Source organism: Bradyrhizobium cedriense, from assembly GCF_054602315.1.
Map to the genome: position 1 here is coordinate 109526 of NZ_JBTSWB010000005.1, position 17526 is coordinate 127051.

13 protein-coding genes are annotated in these 17526 nt (G+C 64.9%); 7 read left to right on the forward strand and 6 right to left on the reverse strand.

What is annotated here, in order from left to right; all coding sequences use genetic code 11:
- Window positions 1–206 precede the first annotated feature (206 nt).
- Window positions 207–683 (reverse strand): Lrp/AsnC family transcriptional regulator, encoded by a 477-nt coding sequence (locus ACYCVF_RS21815; protein ID WP_459600861.1) that lies wholly within the window; start codon window positions 681–683, stop codon window positions 207–209.
- Window positions 684–805: 122 nt separating this feature from the next.
- Between ACYCVF_RS21815 and ACYCVF_RS21820 the strand changes: the two genes are divergently transcribed.
- Window positions 806–1345 carry an RBBP9/YdeN family alpha/beta hydrolase gene (locus tag ACYCVF_RS21820; RefSeq protein WP_459600133.1) on the forward strand — a complete coding sequence of 180 codons (540 nt, stop codon included), beginning with the start codon at window positions 806–808 and terminating at the stop codon, window positions 1343–1345.
- Window positions 1346–1366: 21 nt separating this feature from the next.
- Here ACYCVF_RS21820 and ACYCVF_RS21825 read toward each other — a convergent pair whose 3' ends face one another.
- Both ACYCVF_RS21825 and ACYCVF_RS21830 read right to left on the reverse strand, forming a co-directional pair.
- Complete coding sequence (locus ACYCVF_RS21825) at window positions 1367–2512, reverse strand: GNAT family N-acetyltransferase (RefSeq protein ID WP_459600135.1); 1146 nt, start codon at window positions 2510–2512, stop codon at window positions 1367–1369.
- 122 nt (window positions 2513–2634) lie between these two features.
- Window positions 2635–3987 (reverse strand): O-antigen ligase family protein, encoded by a 1353-nt coding sequence (locus tag ACYCVF_RS21830; protein ID WP_459600137.1) that lies wholly within the window; start codon window positions 3985–3987, stop codon window positions 2635–2637.
- 312 nt (window positions 3988–4299) lie between these two features.
- Here ACYCVF_RS21830 and ACYCVF_RS21835 point away from each other — a divergent pair, with 312 nt between their 5' ends.
- Complete coding sequence (locus tag ACYCVF_RS21835; RefSeq protein ID WP_459600139.1) at window positions 4300–5289, forward strand: glycosyltransferase; 990 nt, start codon at window positions 4300–4302, stop codon at window positions 5287–5289.
- A 12-nt stretch (window positions 5290–5301) separates the two neighbouring features.
- On the opposite strand, the gene ACYCVF_RS21840 is transcribed toward ACYCVF_RS21835, so the two are convergent.
- Window positions 5302–6330 (reverse strand): glycosyltransferase family 2 protein, encoded by a 1029-nt coding sequence (locus tag ACYCVF_RS21840; protein ID WP_459600141.1) that lies wholly within the window; start codon window positions 6328–6330, stop codon window positions 5302–5304.
- A 408-nt stretch (window positions 6331–6738) separates the two neighbouring features.
- Here ACYCVF_RS21840 and ACYCVF_RS21845 point away from each other — a divergent pair, with 408 nt between their 5' ends.
- The 5 genes from ACYCVF_RS21845 to ACYCVF_RS21865 all read left to right on the forward strand — a co-directional run bounded on the left by ACYCVF_RS21845 (window position 6739) and on the right by ACYCVF_RS21865 (window position 12576).
- Window positions 6739–7539 (forward strand): class I SAM-dependent methyltransferase, encoded by an 801-nt coding sequence (locus ACYCVF_RS21845; RefSeq protein ID WP_459600143.1) that lies wholly within the window; start codon window positions 6739–6741, stop codon window positions 7537–7539.
- A gap of 292 nt (window positions 7540–7831) precedes the next feature.
- Window positions 7832–10201 (forward strand): exopolysaccharide transport family protein, encoded by a 2370-nt coding sequence (locus tag ACYCVF_RS21850; protein WP_459600145.1) that lies wholly within the window; start codon window positions 7832–7834, stop codon window positions 10199–10201.
- Window positions 10194–10997 (forward strand): WecB/TagA/CpsF family glycosyltransferase, encoded by an 804-nt coding sequence (locus ACYCVF_RS21855; protein WP_459600147.1) that lies wholly within the window; start codon window positions 10194–10196, stop codon window positions 10995–10997. The genes ACYCVF_RS21850 and ACYCVF_RS21855 overlap by 8 nt, the downstream gene beginning before the upstream one ends.
- Before the next feature lie 19 nt (window positions 10998–11016).
- The gene (gene galE, locus ACYCVF_RS21860; protein ID WP_459600149.1) at window positions 11017–12009 is read left to right on the forward strand and encodes a UDP-glucose 4-epimerase GalE; all 993 of its coding nucleotides are present in this window, start codon (window positions 11017–11019) and stop codon (window positions 12007–12009) included.
- Between the two features lie 225 nt (window positions 12010–12234).
- Window positions 12235–12576, forward strand: a complete 342-nt coding sequence (locus ACYCVF_RS21865; protein WP_459600153.1) for a hypothetical protein — start codon at window positions 12235–12237, stop codon at window positions 12574–12576.
- Here the strand turns inward: ACYCVF_RS21865 and ACYCVF_RS21870 are convergent.
- Entirely contained in the window at window positions 12550–16656 is a 4107-nt protein-coding gene (locus ACYCVF_RS21870; protein WP_459606613.1) for a bifunctional diguanylate cyclase/phosphodiesterase, read from the reverse strand. The two genes, ACYCVF_RS21865 and ACYCVF_RS21870, sit on opposite strands and share 27 nt — an antisense overlap.
- Before the next feature lie 329 nt (window positions 16657–16985).
- Window positions 16986–17441, reverse strand: a complete 456-nt coding sequence (locus ACYCVF_RS21875) for an Lrp/AsnC family transcriptional regulator (RefSeq protein WP_459600157.1) — start codon at window positions 17439–17441, stop codon at window positions 16986–16988.
- Window positions 17442–17526: the final 85 nt, after the last annotated feature.

Here is a 17526-nt window from a genome sequence, read left to right on the forward strand (position 1 = left end):
GTTTGGGAATGCCGCCCCATCTGTGTGAAGTGGAATGTTGGACGAAGACGACGAGAATGGCTTTCGAACTCTTGCTCATTGCACAGACGATCCGCAGGCCCGCCCAGGCGCTGGCGCGGCGCTGGTATTGCCGCAGCCTGTTCCGGGCGTCACGCGGGAGGTTGCAGTGCGCCGGGTGCACGGGATCTTGAGGCCCGGCGCCGGCCTCAACCGCGCTCGGCTTTATTGCTGACGAGCTCCCGGCCGATCGGCCGCGCAGGCTCGCTCCTCAGCACCAGCGAGGTCGTGACGGCGCCGAAACCGGCGATGCGGTCCACGATGGTTTCGAGGTCTTCCGGCGCCGGCACCAGCACTTTCAGCACGAAGCAGTCATCGCCGGTCACGCGATGGACTTCGACGATGTGGGGAATCTCGCTGAACCGTTTGAGGCAGGTCTTGATATGCTCATGCGAGGTGCGCAGGCGCACGAGCGCCATCAGGCCGAGCCCGAGGGCGCGCGGATTGATGCGGGCGCCGTAGCCTTCGATGATCCCCGCTTCCTCAAGCCGCTTGACCCGTTCGGAGACGGACGGCTGGGACAGCCCAACTGAGCGGCCAAGCTCGGACAACGGCACCCGCGCGTTGGCCTGCAGTGCCTCGAGGATCTTCAAATCCTTGGCGTCGACGCTCCCGAAGCGATCCAACAAAATTCTCCATTCCACCTTGAGATCATCGGCAGACGGCCGCTTCCGCCGATGACTTGCCATGTAATGCAGGACGGCGATCGGCCACACTGCGACGTCACCTCAGATATCACGGGACGATCATGCACGACATCATCACTTTGCCCGGCCTCGGCGGCTCCGGCGATGCTCATTGGCAAACGCTGTGGGAGCGGGTTGATGCCCGCGCCAGGCGATTTCAGCCGGCGAGCTGGGACCAGCCGGACCTCCGCGACTGGGAGCAGTCCCTGGAGCGCGCGATCGAGCGCTGCGCGAGGCCGCCTGTCCTGGTCGCACACAGCCTCGCCTGCCTGCTGGTGGCGCACTGGGCCGCTCGCTTCCCCTCCGCGATTGCGGGCGCGTTTCTGGTCGCTGTCCCCGACCCGGACGGCGCCATCTTTCCCGCGGAGGCCGCCGCCTTCAAGCCGGTCCCGAACGGCGCGCTGCGCTTTCCCGCACTCGTCATCGCGAGCACGAATGATCCCTATGGTGCGCTTGAGGTGACGCAGCGCCGGGCACATGATTGGCAATGCGGCCTGATCGTGGCTGGCGCACTGGGCCACATCAATGCCTCGAGCGGGCTCGGCGACTGGCCGCAGGGACGCGCATTGCGGGATGCCTTCAGTGCGGGCCTGCGGAGGTGACGGCGAGAAGGACGGCAGCCGTCAGCGTGGCCCCTTGCCGATCGCGCGCGCCGCGAGGGCGGCGAGCTTCGGATGGCGGCGCAGGCCCTGTGCGGCATGATCCCGCCACGCATAGGGCAGGCCGCGCCAGGACAGCGCGACGCTGACATCGGTCAGCGGGATCTTCGTGGCGCCGAAGCGGCGCTTGTAATCCTGGTTGCCGATGCTGAGATCGAAACGGCGCACGCCCTTTGCATGCAGCGCCGCCATGGTGCGCTCGATGACGAGCAGCCCGGGCGAGCAGCTCGACCATGAATCGCCGCCGTGGCTGATGCGCAGCAGGTAGTAGGTCGTGCCTTGCCTGACGCCGAACGAGGTGCCGATGACGCCCTCGTCGCAAACCAGCGCCGAGACGACGGCATAACCTTCCGTGATGCCCTGACGGGCAACCTCACGATAGAACCGCGCATGGGTCTCGTCGTTGAGGACGAACGGCGAGCCGAGCTTTTGCATGCGCGCCTGCTGCTGCACATCCATCACGTCCAGCAGTTCGAGTGCACGCGCGATATCCGTGGCGACCTCGAACCGCGCGCCGGCATGACGGGTGAAGACACGCCAGCAGCGCGGCATCTGCATGCGCTTGATCGAGGCCTGGTAGGATTCATAGTCGTCGCCCATAAGCACGAGATTGCCGTTGAGCGAGGAGGATCCGATCCGGCCGAGCGACACCAGTGGATTGGGCTTGCCGCCGACCTGCGCCGGCATCTTCCTCAGGCGGAGCAGATCGAAGCGTTCGGGCAGCGCCCGCAACGCGTCGATCAGCGCCTTGTTGATCGCATCCGCCGCCCCCGCGTCCAAGCCGCCATCGAGCATCAGAATCGGCGCGTTGTTGTCGGAAACGCCGAGGTCCGCGAACTCGACGATGCGGATGCCGCGCCTGACATGGCTGATCATCGGCACGATCGCGATATCCTTGCCGTTGGCGGCATCGGAGACCACGGCGATCAGCGGGGTCACATCGCGAAACGCCTCGTACCAGGCGCCCAGCCAGTAGACATGCTGGAACGCGGTGCGGTGCCCGCCGTTCAGACGCGAGGCCGCCTGCCGCCAGTCACGCACGAAATCGATCGCGATTCCCGACGTGCTGGACGCCCGACCATCCAATTGCTCGACGCTGAGAAAGGTCATCCGTTGCGCATGCGACTACTGAGTGTTTCCAGATAGATGATGTTCTGCTGCAGACCGCAAGCAACGTCTCTGCTCATCCTTAAGCAGATGCCACCTCGGGACGGATCTCCTGCGACAAGCTGTCATGGCTTTGGTTCCATCTGCTCGACGCATTGGAACCTCGCCAGGAAATGCAGGCCGGTCACGGCAAAAGCGAACATGAACCAGATCGGATTCTGCCGATCGAGCACGAAGGTCTCGGTGGCTCCGTAGTACAAGCCGAACAGCCATATGGTCAGGAACAGCTTTGCCAGTGCGCCGCTGCGGCTGTGAGCCTGGGCCGCCTGGAAATTGCCGAGCGGCGCGAGCACAAAGACGAGAACGACAAGCAGCAGACCAGGCAGGCCGATGGTGACCGCGAGATCGAGATAGCTGTTGTGGCTATGGGCCGCAGTGGTTGCCCATTCGGCACCTTGCGCGGTCTGACGTGCCGTTACGTCGTCCCAGAACGCCGCATAGCCGTGGCCGATGATCGGCTTCTCCGCGACGGCCGCGAGCGCGAACTCCCAGATCGCGGAGCGGCCGGTGAAGGTGGGATCGAGCGGAAGCAGCCGCGTCATGCCGCCGAGCGTCGGGCTCATGACGCTGCCGACCGTCAGAAGGTTCATCAGGATCAGCGGCGCGAAGCAGATGATCCGCTTCAGCCACACGCTCCGCGTGACGAAGACCAGCGACGCCAGTGCGTAGATCGCAACGCACAGCACCGAGGACGTCTTGCCACCGGTGAAGATCAGGAAGATGCCGGCAAGCCCAGCGATCGCCGGACCCATCACGAAGGAGCCGACGGCGGACAGATAGATGCCGACATAGACCAGGATGGTCATCACCGGCGAGGCGACGTTCTTGTGGCCGAAACTGCCGCGCCAGTCGCCGGCAAGTTGCGGCTCGGTGATATCGAGCGCCGTGTGGATCGAATACTGCGGCGCCAGGAGGACGCCGAGATAGCAGAGCGCGAGCAGCACCAGCGCGGCGGCACCCAGGCAAAGGTTGAAGCTCCGCTGCGTCGGCGGCAGCAACGGCAGCAAGACGGCAAGCGACGTCACGCTCGCCGTGAGCACGAACCGCTGGATCGAAACGCCGCGGCTCTCGGAGAAGACGATGTTGACCATCAGCCAGCCCACGAGGCAGAGGTGAAGCGGCGTCAGCAGGCTCTTCAGCGCGGGTGCATCCGAGGCAGCGACACACAGCGTCGCGACCGCAGCCAGGACTCCCCAGGAGACATAGGTCAGAGCCATTCGTCCGCCGACGATGGCGGTAACGTCGGGATTGCGCAGGTCAGGGAATGGATCGAGCGTCACCAGCACCAACAGCAGCGACCCGACCGCAACGACGCAGCGCGCTGCCTGCAAAGCGTTGAGCCCCGCAAGGGCGTCGCGCAGGCCATGGCCGAGCGATCTCGCCTCGATCTCAGTCGTGTCTGCGGCGCTGCGATCCAAACTGCATCCATAGGCAAGTGATAGGCGGGGGGCCCCAAATTCTAGCTCGTCGCCGTTAACCACCCCTTAACCAGCATCCCGACGATGGCGGACCCTGGTGCAAGCGAATTGCGCCGTCCTCTTCCGGATTCGTCATCGGCTCGATGGCTCCGGCTTAACGCTAATACACGAAACCGGCGCCGCGCAGACCTTCGCCGCAACGCTTCGACCATAATGGGGATATCATCCGCGACAGCCGATGTTGCGTTTGCTGGCGTTGGCAAGCGCGGCAGATGCGCCCTGGTTAATGGTCCATTAAAGACGAGCCGCAACTTGATCACCGCCGAGGACGACGTTCTCGAACTGCCAGCCGTCACCCGCGCGGCGGCGCCAGCGCGCCTCCCGCTTCAGGTCGATTCGGCCACGTCCGTATCCGTCGTCATTCCTGCCAAGAACGCTGCAGCCTATGTCAGCGAAACCATTGCGAGCGCGCTTATGCAGGCCGATGTCGGCGAGGTGATCGTCGTGGACGATGGCTCGACCGACGACACCGCTGCGATCGTCCGGGACGTGCATGACTCGCGGTTGCGCCTGATCCAGAACGATACCGCCGGTGTCTCGGCGGCGCGCAATCTCGGCGCGCGGCACGCGAACGGCGAGTGGCTGCTCTTCCTCGATGCCGACGACCGCCTGCGTCCCGGCGCGGTGGCGGCCCTGCTGGCGGCAGCGCGCGGTGCTCCGCGCGCGATTCTCGTCTATGGCGACTACAACACGATCGACAGCGAAGGACGGCAGATCGGCCGGCGCGACCTGCTGAAAGCACGCCGCAAGCCTTCAGGCGACGTGCTGGAGCGGCTCGCGAGCGGCAACTTCATCGTCAACGGCGGCATCGTGCTCACCCGCGCGGAGGCTTTCCGCGCCATCGGCGGTTTCGACGTCTCCCTCAAATATTGCGAAGACTGGCATTGCTGGTGCCGTCTTGCGGCGATCGGCGAGTTCGAATTCGCGCCAAAGCTCCTGCTGGATTATCGCCTGCACACCGCCAACACGATGAACGCGGCGGTGCGAACACCGCAGGATTTCTTGCCGGCGGTCGCACGGGTGTTCGACGACGGGCTGATCCTGGCAAGACTGCCCGAGGGCACGGCGAATGGGTTGCGCCAGGCGGCCGAGATTCATCTCGTCACCTATTCGGCGATGCAAGCGGTTCGCTTCGGCAGATATCGCGAGGCCTTCGCCTATCTCGCGATGATCGGCCGGCGGTCGCTCAAATCGCTGCCACGCTCCGCGATCAGGGTCGCCCTCGCCCGTTTCGGCATCTAGTCCGCCGCCGCGTCAGGAGACGATCTTCGAGGCCTCATAAGGCTTTGGTTCGACGCCGAAAGCCGCCAAGGCGGCGCCAAACGCAACCATCATGGGATGCATCGCGACGACGGCTTTCGACGACGTCAACAAGGCTGCGGTGCGAACCAGCGACAGCGGCAGCCGTCCAAGCATCTGCGCGAACACCCGCGCCCGCGCCGCTGCGTTCTGCGCGGCCTTGTACTGCACACGATAGTTGATTGCACCAATGCGCAGGCCGCGCTTTGCGATCCAGCCGAGGCTGGTGCGGTTGTGCGGAACGGTCTCGGTGATAACGGCATCCGCGGTCCAGTGGAACCGCATGCCGGCGTCACGGCATCGCACGAAGAAATCGCAGTCGCCGCCGCCGAGGAAATTGAAGCGCAAGTCGAATGCGGGACGATCGAACCGCTCGAAGGCAGCACGGGTGATCAGACAATTGCCGCAGCCATAGATCAGCGGCACCGCCCCGCTATAGTCATAGGCGGGACAGAACGCCGGATGCCGCGACAGCCAGGGTTGGGTGTCGTCGTCGAAGACCGGCAGCACCGGCCCGCCGACCACGTCGGCGCCGGTGGCCTCCGCGGTACGAACCATCAGCTCGAGCCAGTCGGGTGAAGCGATCTCGTCGTCGTCGATCATCAGGAAGCGGGTCGCGGCGGGAAACAGCGCCTGCCCCGTCTCGAACGCGGCGTTGATCGCCTGGCAATTGCCCTGCCGTTTCTCGACGAGGCAGACGCCCTGGAGCCGGCCATCGGCGAGATACTCGGCGGCGACCGGCGCGCTCTCGCGCCGCGCAGCGTCGTTCTCGACCATGACGACGGCAAAGGAGCGGGGTGTACGCTGGCTCGCCAGCGAGTCCAGGGTCAACCGCAGATGCTGCGGGCGCCGGAAACAGGGAACGCAGACGACAATGCCTACCGATAGATCGATGACACGGGAGCTGGCCACGATCTCCCGGTTGGGATCACACACGACGTCCGAGATGCGCGTGGCGGACAGGTCTGTCGGGATCAATGTCATGATGTCCTAGATGTCCGAGATATATTGAGAAAGCCCTGCTTCGATCGCGCGGATCGACGTCATCCCACGATGGCACGCCGCCGCGGGACAGATGCGTGCCAAAATGAACGGTCGGCGCGCGGCACACCCGCCACGCCACGCCGGCGATCTCCAGCCATCTTGGCCCAACACCATGCAGTTAACCGCCTTCGCGTGCTCCTGCCGCAGAACCTCGCACGCGTGCTAGTGCAATTCGCGGTCCAGTGCGCCGACAGCATTGCAACATGAACAATGCCGTAGTTAACGCCTGTACGCATTAACCCGACCGTAAGCACTGCGATGAGTGAGACGGCGCGGCATCGGATTTGCTCTTCGGGCAAGCGAGTCTTTTCCTGTAAATTTGAATAGAACAAGCGCGGTCAGAAAATCATGAACAAGCCAGCCACGATCGACTTCGCGACAGCCACGGCGATCAACATCTCCGCGGCCACACCCCCCACTCAGGCGCTGCACGATCTGGTCCCCGGCGAAGCCCGAGACAGCCTGCTCGCCGTCCATGACGTGCTGCGCCGCGAGCTGCCGCTGGACCGGCTCGCCATCTATGAAGCCGGCGGCGGCTCGTGCAGCGTCCTGCCGCCGGAACTGCTGGGCCGCAGCAAAGTCACCGTCGTCGACATCGACGAGGACCAGGTCCGTAACAACACCTACGCCGACGAGGCCATTCTCGGCGACGTCCAGACCTACCGCTTCGGGCGCGAGACCTTCGATCTCGTGATCTGCTACAACGTCATCGAGCATCTGCCGAAGGTCGACGCCGCGCTCCTGAACTTTCGTGACGCGCTCAAGCGCGGCGGGATGATCCTGATCGGCGCGCCCAACCCGCGCTCGCTCTCCGGGGTCGTCACCAAATATTCGCCGCACTGGTTCCACGTCTGGTTCTACCGGCACATCCGCGGCATCAAGGATGCCGGCCTGCCCGGCGAACCGCCGTTCCCGACGTTCTTCCATCCGCTTGTGACGTTGCCACGACTCGAAGCATTCGCGGCCGCCAACGGCCTCGAGATGATCTATCGTCGTGAAGTCGAGAGCCCACGCTACCCCGAGATGCGCCGGCGCAGGCCGCTGTTCGCGGCCCTGGTCGACGCCGGCGCCGCGATGCTGAACGCCCTGCTCCCGCGCGGCACCGACGTCCGCCGCGGCGACTATCACGTCATTCTACGGAAGCGCTGAGGCGCCATGGCACGTGTGCCGCCCATCACCGGACGAGCGGAAGCTCGCGGCCATGCTGCGCGCGGTAACGAACCGTTAATTCCTGGAAAATTCCGGAATCGCGAGCCTCATAGGAGCGAGCCGAACAGCGGCACGCGCTTAAACGCTTTGTTTGCCATTTCGGTGAATAGTCCCCCGGTGAGTATGGTTAATTTTCCCTGTTGCGTTGACTGGACACCTATATCCCGGGTGCGTGGCGTAAAGCGAAGAGTAACCCCTCAGCCCGCGGCAGTTGGAATGAAAGCTGGGGATCATGCTTGACTATAGCCAGCCGATCGATCGGGCCGGACCGGAGGCCCCGCAACCGAGGCCTCAGGCCGGCTTCAACGTGCTGGAGCTCGCCAATCTGCTCTGGCGGCGAAAGGTAGCGATCGCCGCGGCCGCTCTGCTCGGCGCGACGCTCGCAGTCACCATCGGCAAGAGCGTGACGCCCCGCTACACCGCCACCGCCCAGCTCTATGTCGACCCGCGCGAGCTTCAACTGGTCGACCGCGAACTCACGCCCCGCGCGCAGGACGTATCCGGCATGTCCATGGTGGTGGAGAGCCAGGCGCGCCTGATCACCTCCAACAGCGTGCTGCTCCAGGTGATCCAGCAGGCCGGCCTCGAGAAGGATCCGGAGTTCGGCGCCGGTGACGGCAAGAGCCTGATGTCGTCACTGCTCGGCCTCATCGGCCTTCAGCCTCGCGTACCCTCCGCCGCGGAGGCCAAGGAAGTGCAGCTTGCGGCGCTCGAGGCGCTGAACAAGCACATCACCGTCCGCAAGACCGAGAAGAGCTTCATCGTCGACATCGAGGTCTGGTCGACGGATCCCGCAAAAGCGGCGATGCTCGCCAACACGCTGACCAATGCCTACCTCGCCGAATCCAGAAACTCGCAGGCTTCGGCCGCACGGCGCGCCACCAACGATCTCTCCGGCCGCCTCAAGGAGCTGCGCGAGCGGCTGCGCAATGCCGAGACCACGCTCGCCACCTACAAGGCCCAGAACAATTTCGTCGGCACCCAGGACGCGCTGATTAGCGATCAGCAGCTCTCCGCCAGCAACCAGCGGCTTTCCGCGGCCCGCGCGGCGACGATGGATGCGCAGGCACGGCTCGACCAGATCGAGGCGAGCCGCCGTACCGCGGCCGATGCCGGCGCGATTCCGGAAGCGCTGCAATCGCCGACCATCGCGAATCTGCGCGCGCAATATGCCGACGCCCGCAAGAAATATGCAGAGCAGGCCGGCGAGCTCGGACCGCGCCATCCGGCGCTGCGCCAGACGGAGAAGCAGGTCGAGGACCTCAAGCGCACCATCGCCGAAGAGATCGACCGCTTCGCTCAGTCCGCCAAGAACGATCTGACGCGCGCCCGAGATTTCGAAGCCTCGCTCAACCGGGCGCTGGAAGCGCAGAAGCGGCAGAGCGTGCAGCTCAGCCAGGCCGCCGTGCGTTTGCGCGAGCTCGAGCGCGAAGCCGATGCCAGCCGCGACGTCTATCAGTCCTTTCTCAAGCGCTCTCGCGAGACCGAAGAACAAGAGAGTCTGAACACTTCGGCGGCCCGCGTCATCGGCGAGGCGACTGTGCCGCAGCGGCGCTCGTTCCCGCCGGCAATGAGCCTGTTCGCCATGATCGGCTTCATCTTCGGCGCGATCGCCGCATCAAGCTGGTTCGTTGCGGCCGAACTCCTGCTCGGTGCGACCGCACCGGCACCGACGCCTGCCCGTCCACAACGCACACCGGCGCCGGATTCAGCGCGAGCTCCGCAGCGGGCGCGCCCTGCAGAGGCTTTGCCGCCTCAACCGACCCCGCGAGTCCCAGAAGTCGAGCAGATGCCGCCGGAACTTGCCGCGCCCCCGCTCCAGCCTTCGATGGTCGAAGAGCCCCTGATCGAGAGACCGCTGATCGCACGCTTCCAGGAGGCCGACGTCATCCGCACGCTCGGCGCCATCCTCGCCACCGGCGGCGGCATCGACCTTACGCGGCTGGGCTGGCCGACGCTCCGGCCCGGCTTTCCGCTGACGACGCTGCTCAACGCCTGGCGCGACATGCGGGCATCGGCGGCCCGACGCGCCGGCGGCAAGGCGATGCCGGTCATCGCGCTCGTCGGTGCCGGCACGACGACCGGACGGAGCGTGACCGCGCTGAATTTCGCGCTGGCGGCCGCGCGCGACGGTGCCAGCGTACTGATGATCGATGCCGACCATCAGGTCCGCTCGCTCTCGAACAAGATCGTCCGCCCCGGCAAGAGCGAGCCGAGCAGGCTCGGCTGGCTCTCGATCGGCAGCAAGGACGCACGCGAGATCAAGACGGTCAACGGCATCTCGGTGCTGCCGGCCGCGGAGGGCGACGCCGGCAAGGCGGCCGATGCGATCCGCAAGGCGATTGCGCAGGCCCGTTCCGCCGGAGGCTATGATCTCGTGGTCCTCGACGGCCCGCCGATGCCGCTCTCGGCCATCTGCCGCAAGCTGCTGGACGACATCGACTCGCTGGTGGCCGTGCTGCCGACCAGCCTCGACGTCAACGACAGCCTGGAAGAGATCCTGTCCGCGCTCGGCTCCGCCGAGAGCAAGCTCGTCGGCGTCGTGCTCGACGAACTGTCCCCCGCCATGCAAACGCGACAGCGAGGCAGACAATATGCTTGAGCGCCGCGTCAATCTCGACGGACGGGCGGCAACCGCCGACGTGCCGAGACTCACCGTGGGCGGGCTTCGCATGGCCGCGCTCGACCTGGAAGCCACCGCCGATTTCATGATCGAGGCGACCGATCCTGACAATCGCATCGGCCGTCCGCTGTTCCTGACCTCGGCCAATGGCGAGGTGCTGGCGCGCTGCTCGACCGAACCGCAGACCGAGCACCTGTTCCGCGCCGCCGACCTGATCAACGCCGACGGTCAACCGCTGGTCGCCGCCTCGAAGCTGCAGTCCTGGTTCCCGCTGCCGGAGCGCGTTGCGACCACGGACCTGTTCCACGTCGTCGCGCGCAAGGCCGAAGCCCTGGGCCGCACATTCTACCTGTTCGGCGCAAGCGAGGCCGAAAACGCCGCTGCGGTCGAGAACGTGCAGAAGATGTATCCGCATCTCAAGATCGTGGGACGCAGCCACGGCTATCTGCGCGGCGAGGCACTGCGTGCCAAGGTCGAGGAGATCAACGCCCTCGCGCCGGACTATCTGTGGGTCGCGCTCGGCGTGCCCAACGAGCAGGCATTCGTTCAGGAGTTCACGCCGCACCTGACTAATGTTGGCGTCATCAAGACATCCGGCGGCCTGTTCAATTTCTTGTCAGGCAGCCGTTCCCGCGCGCCGCAATGGATGCAGAAGATCGGGCTCGAATGGGCCTGGCGCATCTTGCTCGAACCACGTCGGTTGTTCTGGCGCTATTTGACCACCAACCCCCGTGCGCTCTATCTTCTCTTCAGCCGCAACCACCCCCTCCGCTAAGAGAAGAGCAGAAGACGACATGACCGACCGACCGACCGTCCTCGTCACCGGGGGCGCTGGCTACATTGGCTCGCATGCCTGCCGCGCACTGACCGCCGCCGGCTATCAGCCCGTCGTTTATGACAATCTCTCGACAGGACATCGCAGCTTCGTATCCGGCCCGCTAGTGACGGGCGATCTGCTCGACGGCGCGACGCTGGCGCGCACCTTCGCCGACCACAGGATCACGGCGGTGATGCATTTCGCTGCGGCGAGCCTCGTCGGGGAGTCCATGGCCGACCCGCAGAAATACTACATCAACAACGTCCAGGGCACGCTGTCGCTGCTGCAGGCCATGCGCAACGCGGGCTGCCAGCGCATCGTGTTCTCCTCGACCGGCGCCGTCTACGGCAACGCCGATTCCAAGGCGCTGCCGGAGGACTTCCCCTGCGCGCCGATCAATCCGTACGGCGCCTCGAAGTTGATGATCGAGCGCATGCTCGCCGACTACCGCACGGCCTATGGCTTCGGAGCGTTCTGCTTGCGCTATTTCAACGCCAGCGGCGCCGATCCGGCCGGCGGCATCGGCGAAATGCGCGACAACGAAACCCACCTCATACCCCGCGCCATGATGGCGCTGCAGGGCCATGTCGAGTTCGCCGTGTTCGGCGACGACTACGACACGCCCGACGGCACCGCGATCCGCGACTACATCCACGTCACGGACCTCGCTGCGGCCCATGTCGCGGCACTGAAGCTTCTGGAAGACGGACATGCCGGCGGCAGCTTCAATCTCGGCACCGGCTCCGGCTTTTCGGTACGCGAGATCCTCGACGCGATCAGGCTGGAGACCGGGCGCGAGGTGCCCCACACCGTCAAGCCGCGCCGCGCCGGCGACCCCACTTATCTGGTCGCGGATCCCTCCGCTGCGAGAAAGGTGCTGAACTTCGTGCCGCGTCACTCGGACCTGCCTGCCGTCATCCGCACGGCCTGGGCCTGGCACCAGAAGGCGCATCCGTTCAGATCGCGTTAGGCAAACGCTGCTCCCATTGCTTGCCTGCCATGCCCTCGAGCGGCTAGAATGCATGCTTGCGGCGCCCGAGCGCATCGCCGACAGCCGCACGCTTCGCATCGCCGACGACGATGTCGGCTTGCATGGTTCGGCCCATTTGCGGCGAGCCGATTTTCCGAGCGAAGCGATGGCCAAACACCCGTGTCGGCCCGTCATCGCGGCGCGGATTCAAGGAGCATCGACCACATGCATCAGGCTGCACGCCTGGAATTCGAGCGCGTGATGGAGGAGTTCGTCCGCTGGCACGTCGTGCCGGAGGGCGAGCGCTCGCCTGCGCCGGCCTGGTGGTGGGGGCCTGCCATGGCAGTAGTCGACAACCGGGAGCCGATGAGCGAAACATGCTGCCGCGCGCTGAATGTGAGCGAAGGAACGAGCCTCGCCGATGGCGCGCGCACCATTCTCGCGCTGTTCGTCGAGCAGACGTCACTCACGGGGCCCCAGGATTTTCCGAGCAAGGCCGACGGAGGAGAACACGAGGTCCGCGAGCTGCATCCGCAACCGTCAGACGACAGCGCGTTTCAGCCGTGACGCTGCGTCTTCCCCGGCCGGTTCCGGCTGGAGGGGCGGCGCGACCGGCAGCACCGTGGGCCGCAGCAACTCGGCCATCTGCTGCGCGGGCAGCGGCCTGGAGATAAGGAAGCCCTGCATCTCGTCGCAGCCATGGGCCCGCAGGAACGCCTCCTGCTCGGCATTCTCGACGCCTTCGGCGACGACCGTCATGCCGAGTGCCTTGCCCATGCTGATGATCGCCTGCGCGATCGCCTGATCCTCCGAATCCTGCGGCAGATCCCGCACGAAGGAGCGGTCGATCTTGATCGTATCGATCGGGAAGTGCTTCATCAGCGACATCGACGAATAGCCGGTGCCGAAATCGTCGATGGCGAGACGGATGCCGCGGCTCTGGATGGAGTCGAGCACCTTGAGTGCGCGGCCGACGTTGCGCATCATCATGCTCTCGGTAACCTCCAACTGGAGCAGCACCGGTGACATGCCGGAGGTCGCCAGCGCCTCGTCGACGTCCTGCAACAGATGTTCGTCGGCAAACTGCCGCGGCGACAGGTTGACCGCCATCGACACCGGCAACAGGCCGCGGCGCTGCCAGGCCATCGCCTGCGCGCAAGCCTCATTCAGCACCCAGCGGCCGATCGGCACGATCAGCCCGGTTTCCTCCGCGAGCGGAATGAACTGGGCCGGAGAGACGTTGCCGAGATCGGGATGGTTCCAGCGCAGCAGCGCTTCCACACCGGTAATCTGGCCGGTCTCCATGTCCACCTTGGGCTGATAGTTCAGCGAAAACTGCTCGCGCTCCAGTGCTCGGCGTAGCGCACTTTCGAGCGACAGCCGCTCGATCGACTGCGTCTTCACTTCCTTGGAGAAGAAGCGATAGCCGTTCTTGCCGTCTTCCTTGGCGAGATACATCGCCATGTCGGCGTTCTTGGTCAGCGTCTGTGCGTCCGAGCCGTTGGCTGGATACATCGCGATGCCGATCGAGGCCGTGGTGTGGCACTCGTGCCCGGCCAGCTCCATGGGCTCCGCAAGGGCGGCGAGCAGCTCGGTCGCGATGCGCTGGACGTCGTCTATCTCGCCGCACTGGTCGAGGATCACCACGAACTCGTCGCCGCCGAGGCGCGCCACCACGTCGCTCGTTCGCAACGCACCGCGCAAGCGATCTGCCACTTCGAGCAGGAGCAGGTCGCCGGCCTCATGCCCCAGCGAATCGTTGATGACCTTGAAGCGGTCGAGATCGATGAACAGCACGGCAAAGCGGTGATCGTGGCGTTGCGCCGCTTCGATCGCCTCGTGCAGCAGCGCGTTGAATGTCTCACGGTTCGGCAGGTCGGTGAGGCTATCATGCGAGGCGAGGTATTCGATCCGCTCGTCGGCCTTGTTCTTCTCGTCGGCGCGATCGAAGTTCTCCATTGCGAAGGAGACGTTGTCCGCGAGACGCTGCAACAGCTCGACGAACTCGGGCGTGAAGGTACCCGGTTCGGTCGACATGTAGATCATGACGCCGACCGCCTGGTCGTTCGAGACGAGCGGAAACGCGGCACCTGACCGTGCACCGTCCCCACGCACGATGGCATGGAAGACGCGAACGCGATCGTCGTTGAGATAGTCGTTGCTGATGCAGGGTCGCCGCGTCCGGAATGCAGTGCCGCTCATTCCGCGGCCTTCCGCCCGCTCAGGATCGACGGAGAGACGGACGTTGCGCGTGGTGGCCGCAGACGGACCGGCGGCGGCTACGATCTCGAGCTGGTCCGTGCCGGCTCTGGCCAGTGCTATCGTGGTGGAGGTGAACTTGGCGCCGTTCGATGCAGCAAGGCACACCAGGTCGAACAGCTCGGCACGCGACTTCGCCCGCATGATCGCCTCGTTGGTCGCACTCAGAGCCGCGAACATGCGCGTCAGGCGCTCCTTCTGCGCTTCGGTGCGGACCTTCTCCTCGGCGCGGTCGAAATTGTCGAGTGCAAAAGAGACGTTCTCTGCGAGGCGTCCGAGCAGCTCGAGCAGATCGGGCGTGAACGTGTCTTCTTCCGATGCGAGGAAGAGCAGAATGCCGACGGGCTTCCGCCCCGCGCTCAGAAGCGGGAAGCACGCCGCAGCCCTGGTCCCATCTTCGAGGGCCTTTGTGCGCCAGTGTGCGGATCGCGGTTCGTTCAGATAATCGTTCATGACGCTGGGCCGGCCCGTACGCAGCGAGGTCCCGATGATTCCCTGGCTCTCGGGATGATCTGGGGAAATCCCGCAGGTGCGCCCGACCATTCGCTCCTGCAGGCGGCCCTTCACGGCGACGACACGAACGAGCTCGCGGTCTTCATCGATGATGCCGATCGTCGCAGAGGCGAACAGATCGCCGAGCACAGCCGCCTGGCAGGTCGCCTCGAACAACTCCTCGCGCGTCTTGGCGCGCATGATGGCTTCATTGGTTGCGCTCAGCGCCTCGAACATGCCGCTCAGACGATTGCGCTGCTTGTCCGCTCGCGCCTTCTCGTCAGCGCGGTCGAAACTCTCGAGCGCGAAGGCGACATTGGCCTGAAGCTTGCGGAGTAGCTCGACGAGTTCGGGCGTGAAAGTGCCGCGCTCGGGGGAATTGAACAGGAAGATTCCCTCGACCCGATCGCCGTTGAACAGCGGCAAAGCCGCGGAGGATGCGATGCCGTTGCGGCGCGCGCTAGCATGCCACGGCGCGATGCGGTCGTCGGCGAGCACATCGTTGCTAACGGCGGGCTGGCGGGTGCGGAACGCCGTGCCCGTCAGTCCGCGCCCTTCGGGCACCCGATCGGAGCTGGAGAACGTGAACTTACGAACCTGATCCGCATTCGGTCCATAGCAGGCGACAACGCGCAGCAGCTCGGCCTGATGGTCGATCAGCGCGATGTTGGCCGAGGTGAACTTGGCTCCCTTCGCCGTCGCTTCGCAGACAAGGTCGAACAGCTCGGCCCGCGACCGCGCCCGCAGGATCGCCTCGTTGGTGGCGCTGAGCGCCGCATACATTCGCGCCAGGCACTCTTCTTCCGCGGCGATCCTGGCTTTCTCGGCCTCGCGGCCGAAATTCTCGATGGCAAACGAGACGTTCTCCGCCATGCGCAGCAGCAGCGCGACGATCTCCTCATCCTTGGCCCAGGAGCGGCTGATGAAGAACAGCAGCACGCCGACGCTTTCGCCGTACCTGATCAGCGGCGCGACGACGCAGGCGGCGACGCCTGTGTTGACGTTGGCCTGCTCCCACGGCGTGCCCTTGGTCCGGCTGGCGAGATCGTCCTCGACGATGGCTTTCTGCGTCCGGAATACCTCGCCGGATACGCCCCGGCCATAGGGGTTCTCCGGATCGATCGAATAGCGTGCCTGGGTGACGAGCTCCAGATTCTGCCCGGTTGCAGCGACAGGTTTCATCCAGTGCGAATCCGGCTCGCGGAGCAGCACGATGGTCGCCAGCGACTTGCCGCCATAGACCGCGGCGTCGCACACGAGCTGGTATAGCTCCTGCTCGGTCTTGGCGCGCAGGATAGCCTCGTTGGTGGCACTGATGGCGCCGAACATGCGGTTCAGCCGCCGCATCGCCCGTTCGCCGGCCTTCCGCGCGGTCTCTCGCGCGAAATTGTCCAGTGCATAGGAGATGTTGGCCGACATGCGCTCGAACAGCGACACCATCTGCTCGTTCAGCGAATTGGCTTCGCGGCGGGTGACGAAGAGTACGCCGACACTCTTGCCGTTGCAGAGCAGCGGCAGCGCTGCGGCCGCACCGATGCCGGCTGGGGCCGCTCCGTCACGCCACGCCAGTGAACGCGGGTCGTTCAGATAGTCGTTGCTGATGCACAGCTTCTGGTCCCGAAATGCCTCGCCGCCGACGCCCGATCCTTCGGGAGTGCCGGCTTCCGTCGTGATCACGATCGAACGCAGCCGCGCAATGTCTTTGCCGCAGCCGGCCGCAAAACGCAGCCGCCGGCCGTCCGGCTCCACCAGGAACACAGCAACGGCCAAGAAATCCCCGCTCGAAAACCCGGCGTCGCAGACCTTCTGGTACAGCTCGTCCGGCGATTTCGCGTAGAGGATCGCTTCGTTAATTGCGCTCAACGCCGCAAATGTGCGCGCGAGTGTCGTCGGCACGATCTCAGCTCCCGGGCATTCTGCCTATTTCTCCCGGTAGCTTTATGAGAGGCGACCGCCTAAGTGGTCGTTATTGCGCACTGCAAACCGTCCATCAAAGTGAACGAGATGCGAACGAGGCGCGCCAAACTGTCTAAAATACCGCCGCACGGCCCAAATCTCGCGCCAAGCGCGCGCTCTCTTCACGAGTTTTCGGCCCTGGATGGTTTACGGGAGATTGATATCTCAGCAATGCCTAGAGCGGCCAGCAAGGCCGGCGCGATGCCGACCAGTTGCCCCTCTACAACCTGACGACGCTTGGAAGATGCAGCCGCGCGACGACGGCAACATCAAAACGGCAGCGCCACACCCGCCTTGATCTCCTTCAGCACCACATTGCTGCGGACGTAGCGGATGCCGGGAATGCGGAACATGAACTCGTCGAGGAAGCGGTTGTAGGCGGGCATGTCTTGCACGACGACGCGCAGGTGATAGTCGGCATCGCCGGTGGTCGCGAAACACTCCAGAACTTCGCGCCGTTTCGTCACGCGCGCCACGAACTCGTCGACGAATTTGGCGTCGTGCCGCTCCAGGGAGACGTGGAGGATGGCCGACATCGCAAAGCCCGCCTGCTCGCGCGCGACCAGCGCCGCATAGCCCTGGATGATGCCGGCCTCCTCCAGCGCGCGCACCCGGCGCCAGCACGCCGAGGTGGACATGCCGACCTCATCCGCAAGCTGCTGGTTGGTGGCGCGACCGTCCTTTTGGAGATGGGCGAGGATCCGTGTGTCCTGCTCTTCGATCATGAATGCACCTCAGTTCGATAGACTCTACCACAATCAGCCATAAATCAGAAAATCCTACCGAATCCAGGGCCAGGATAGAACGAAT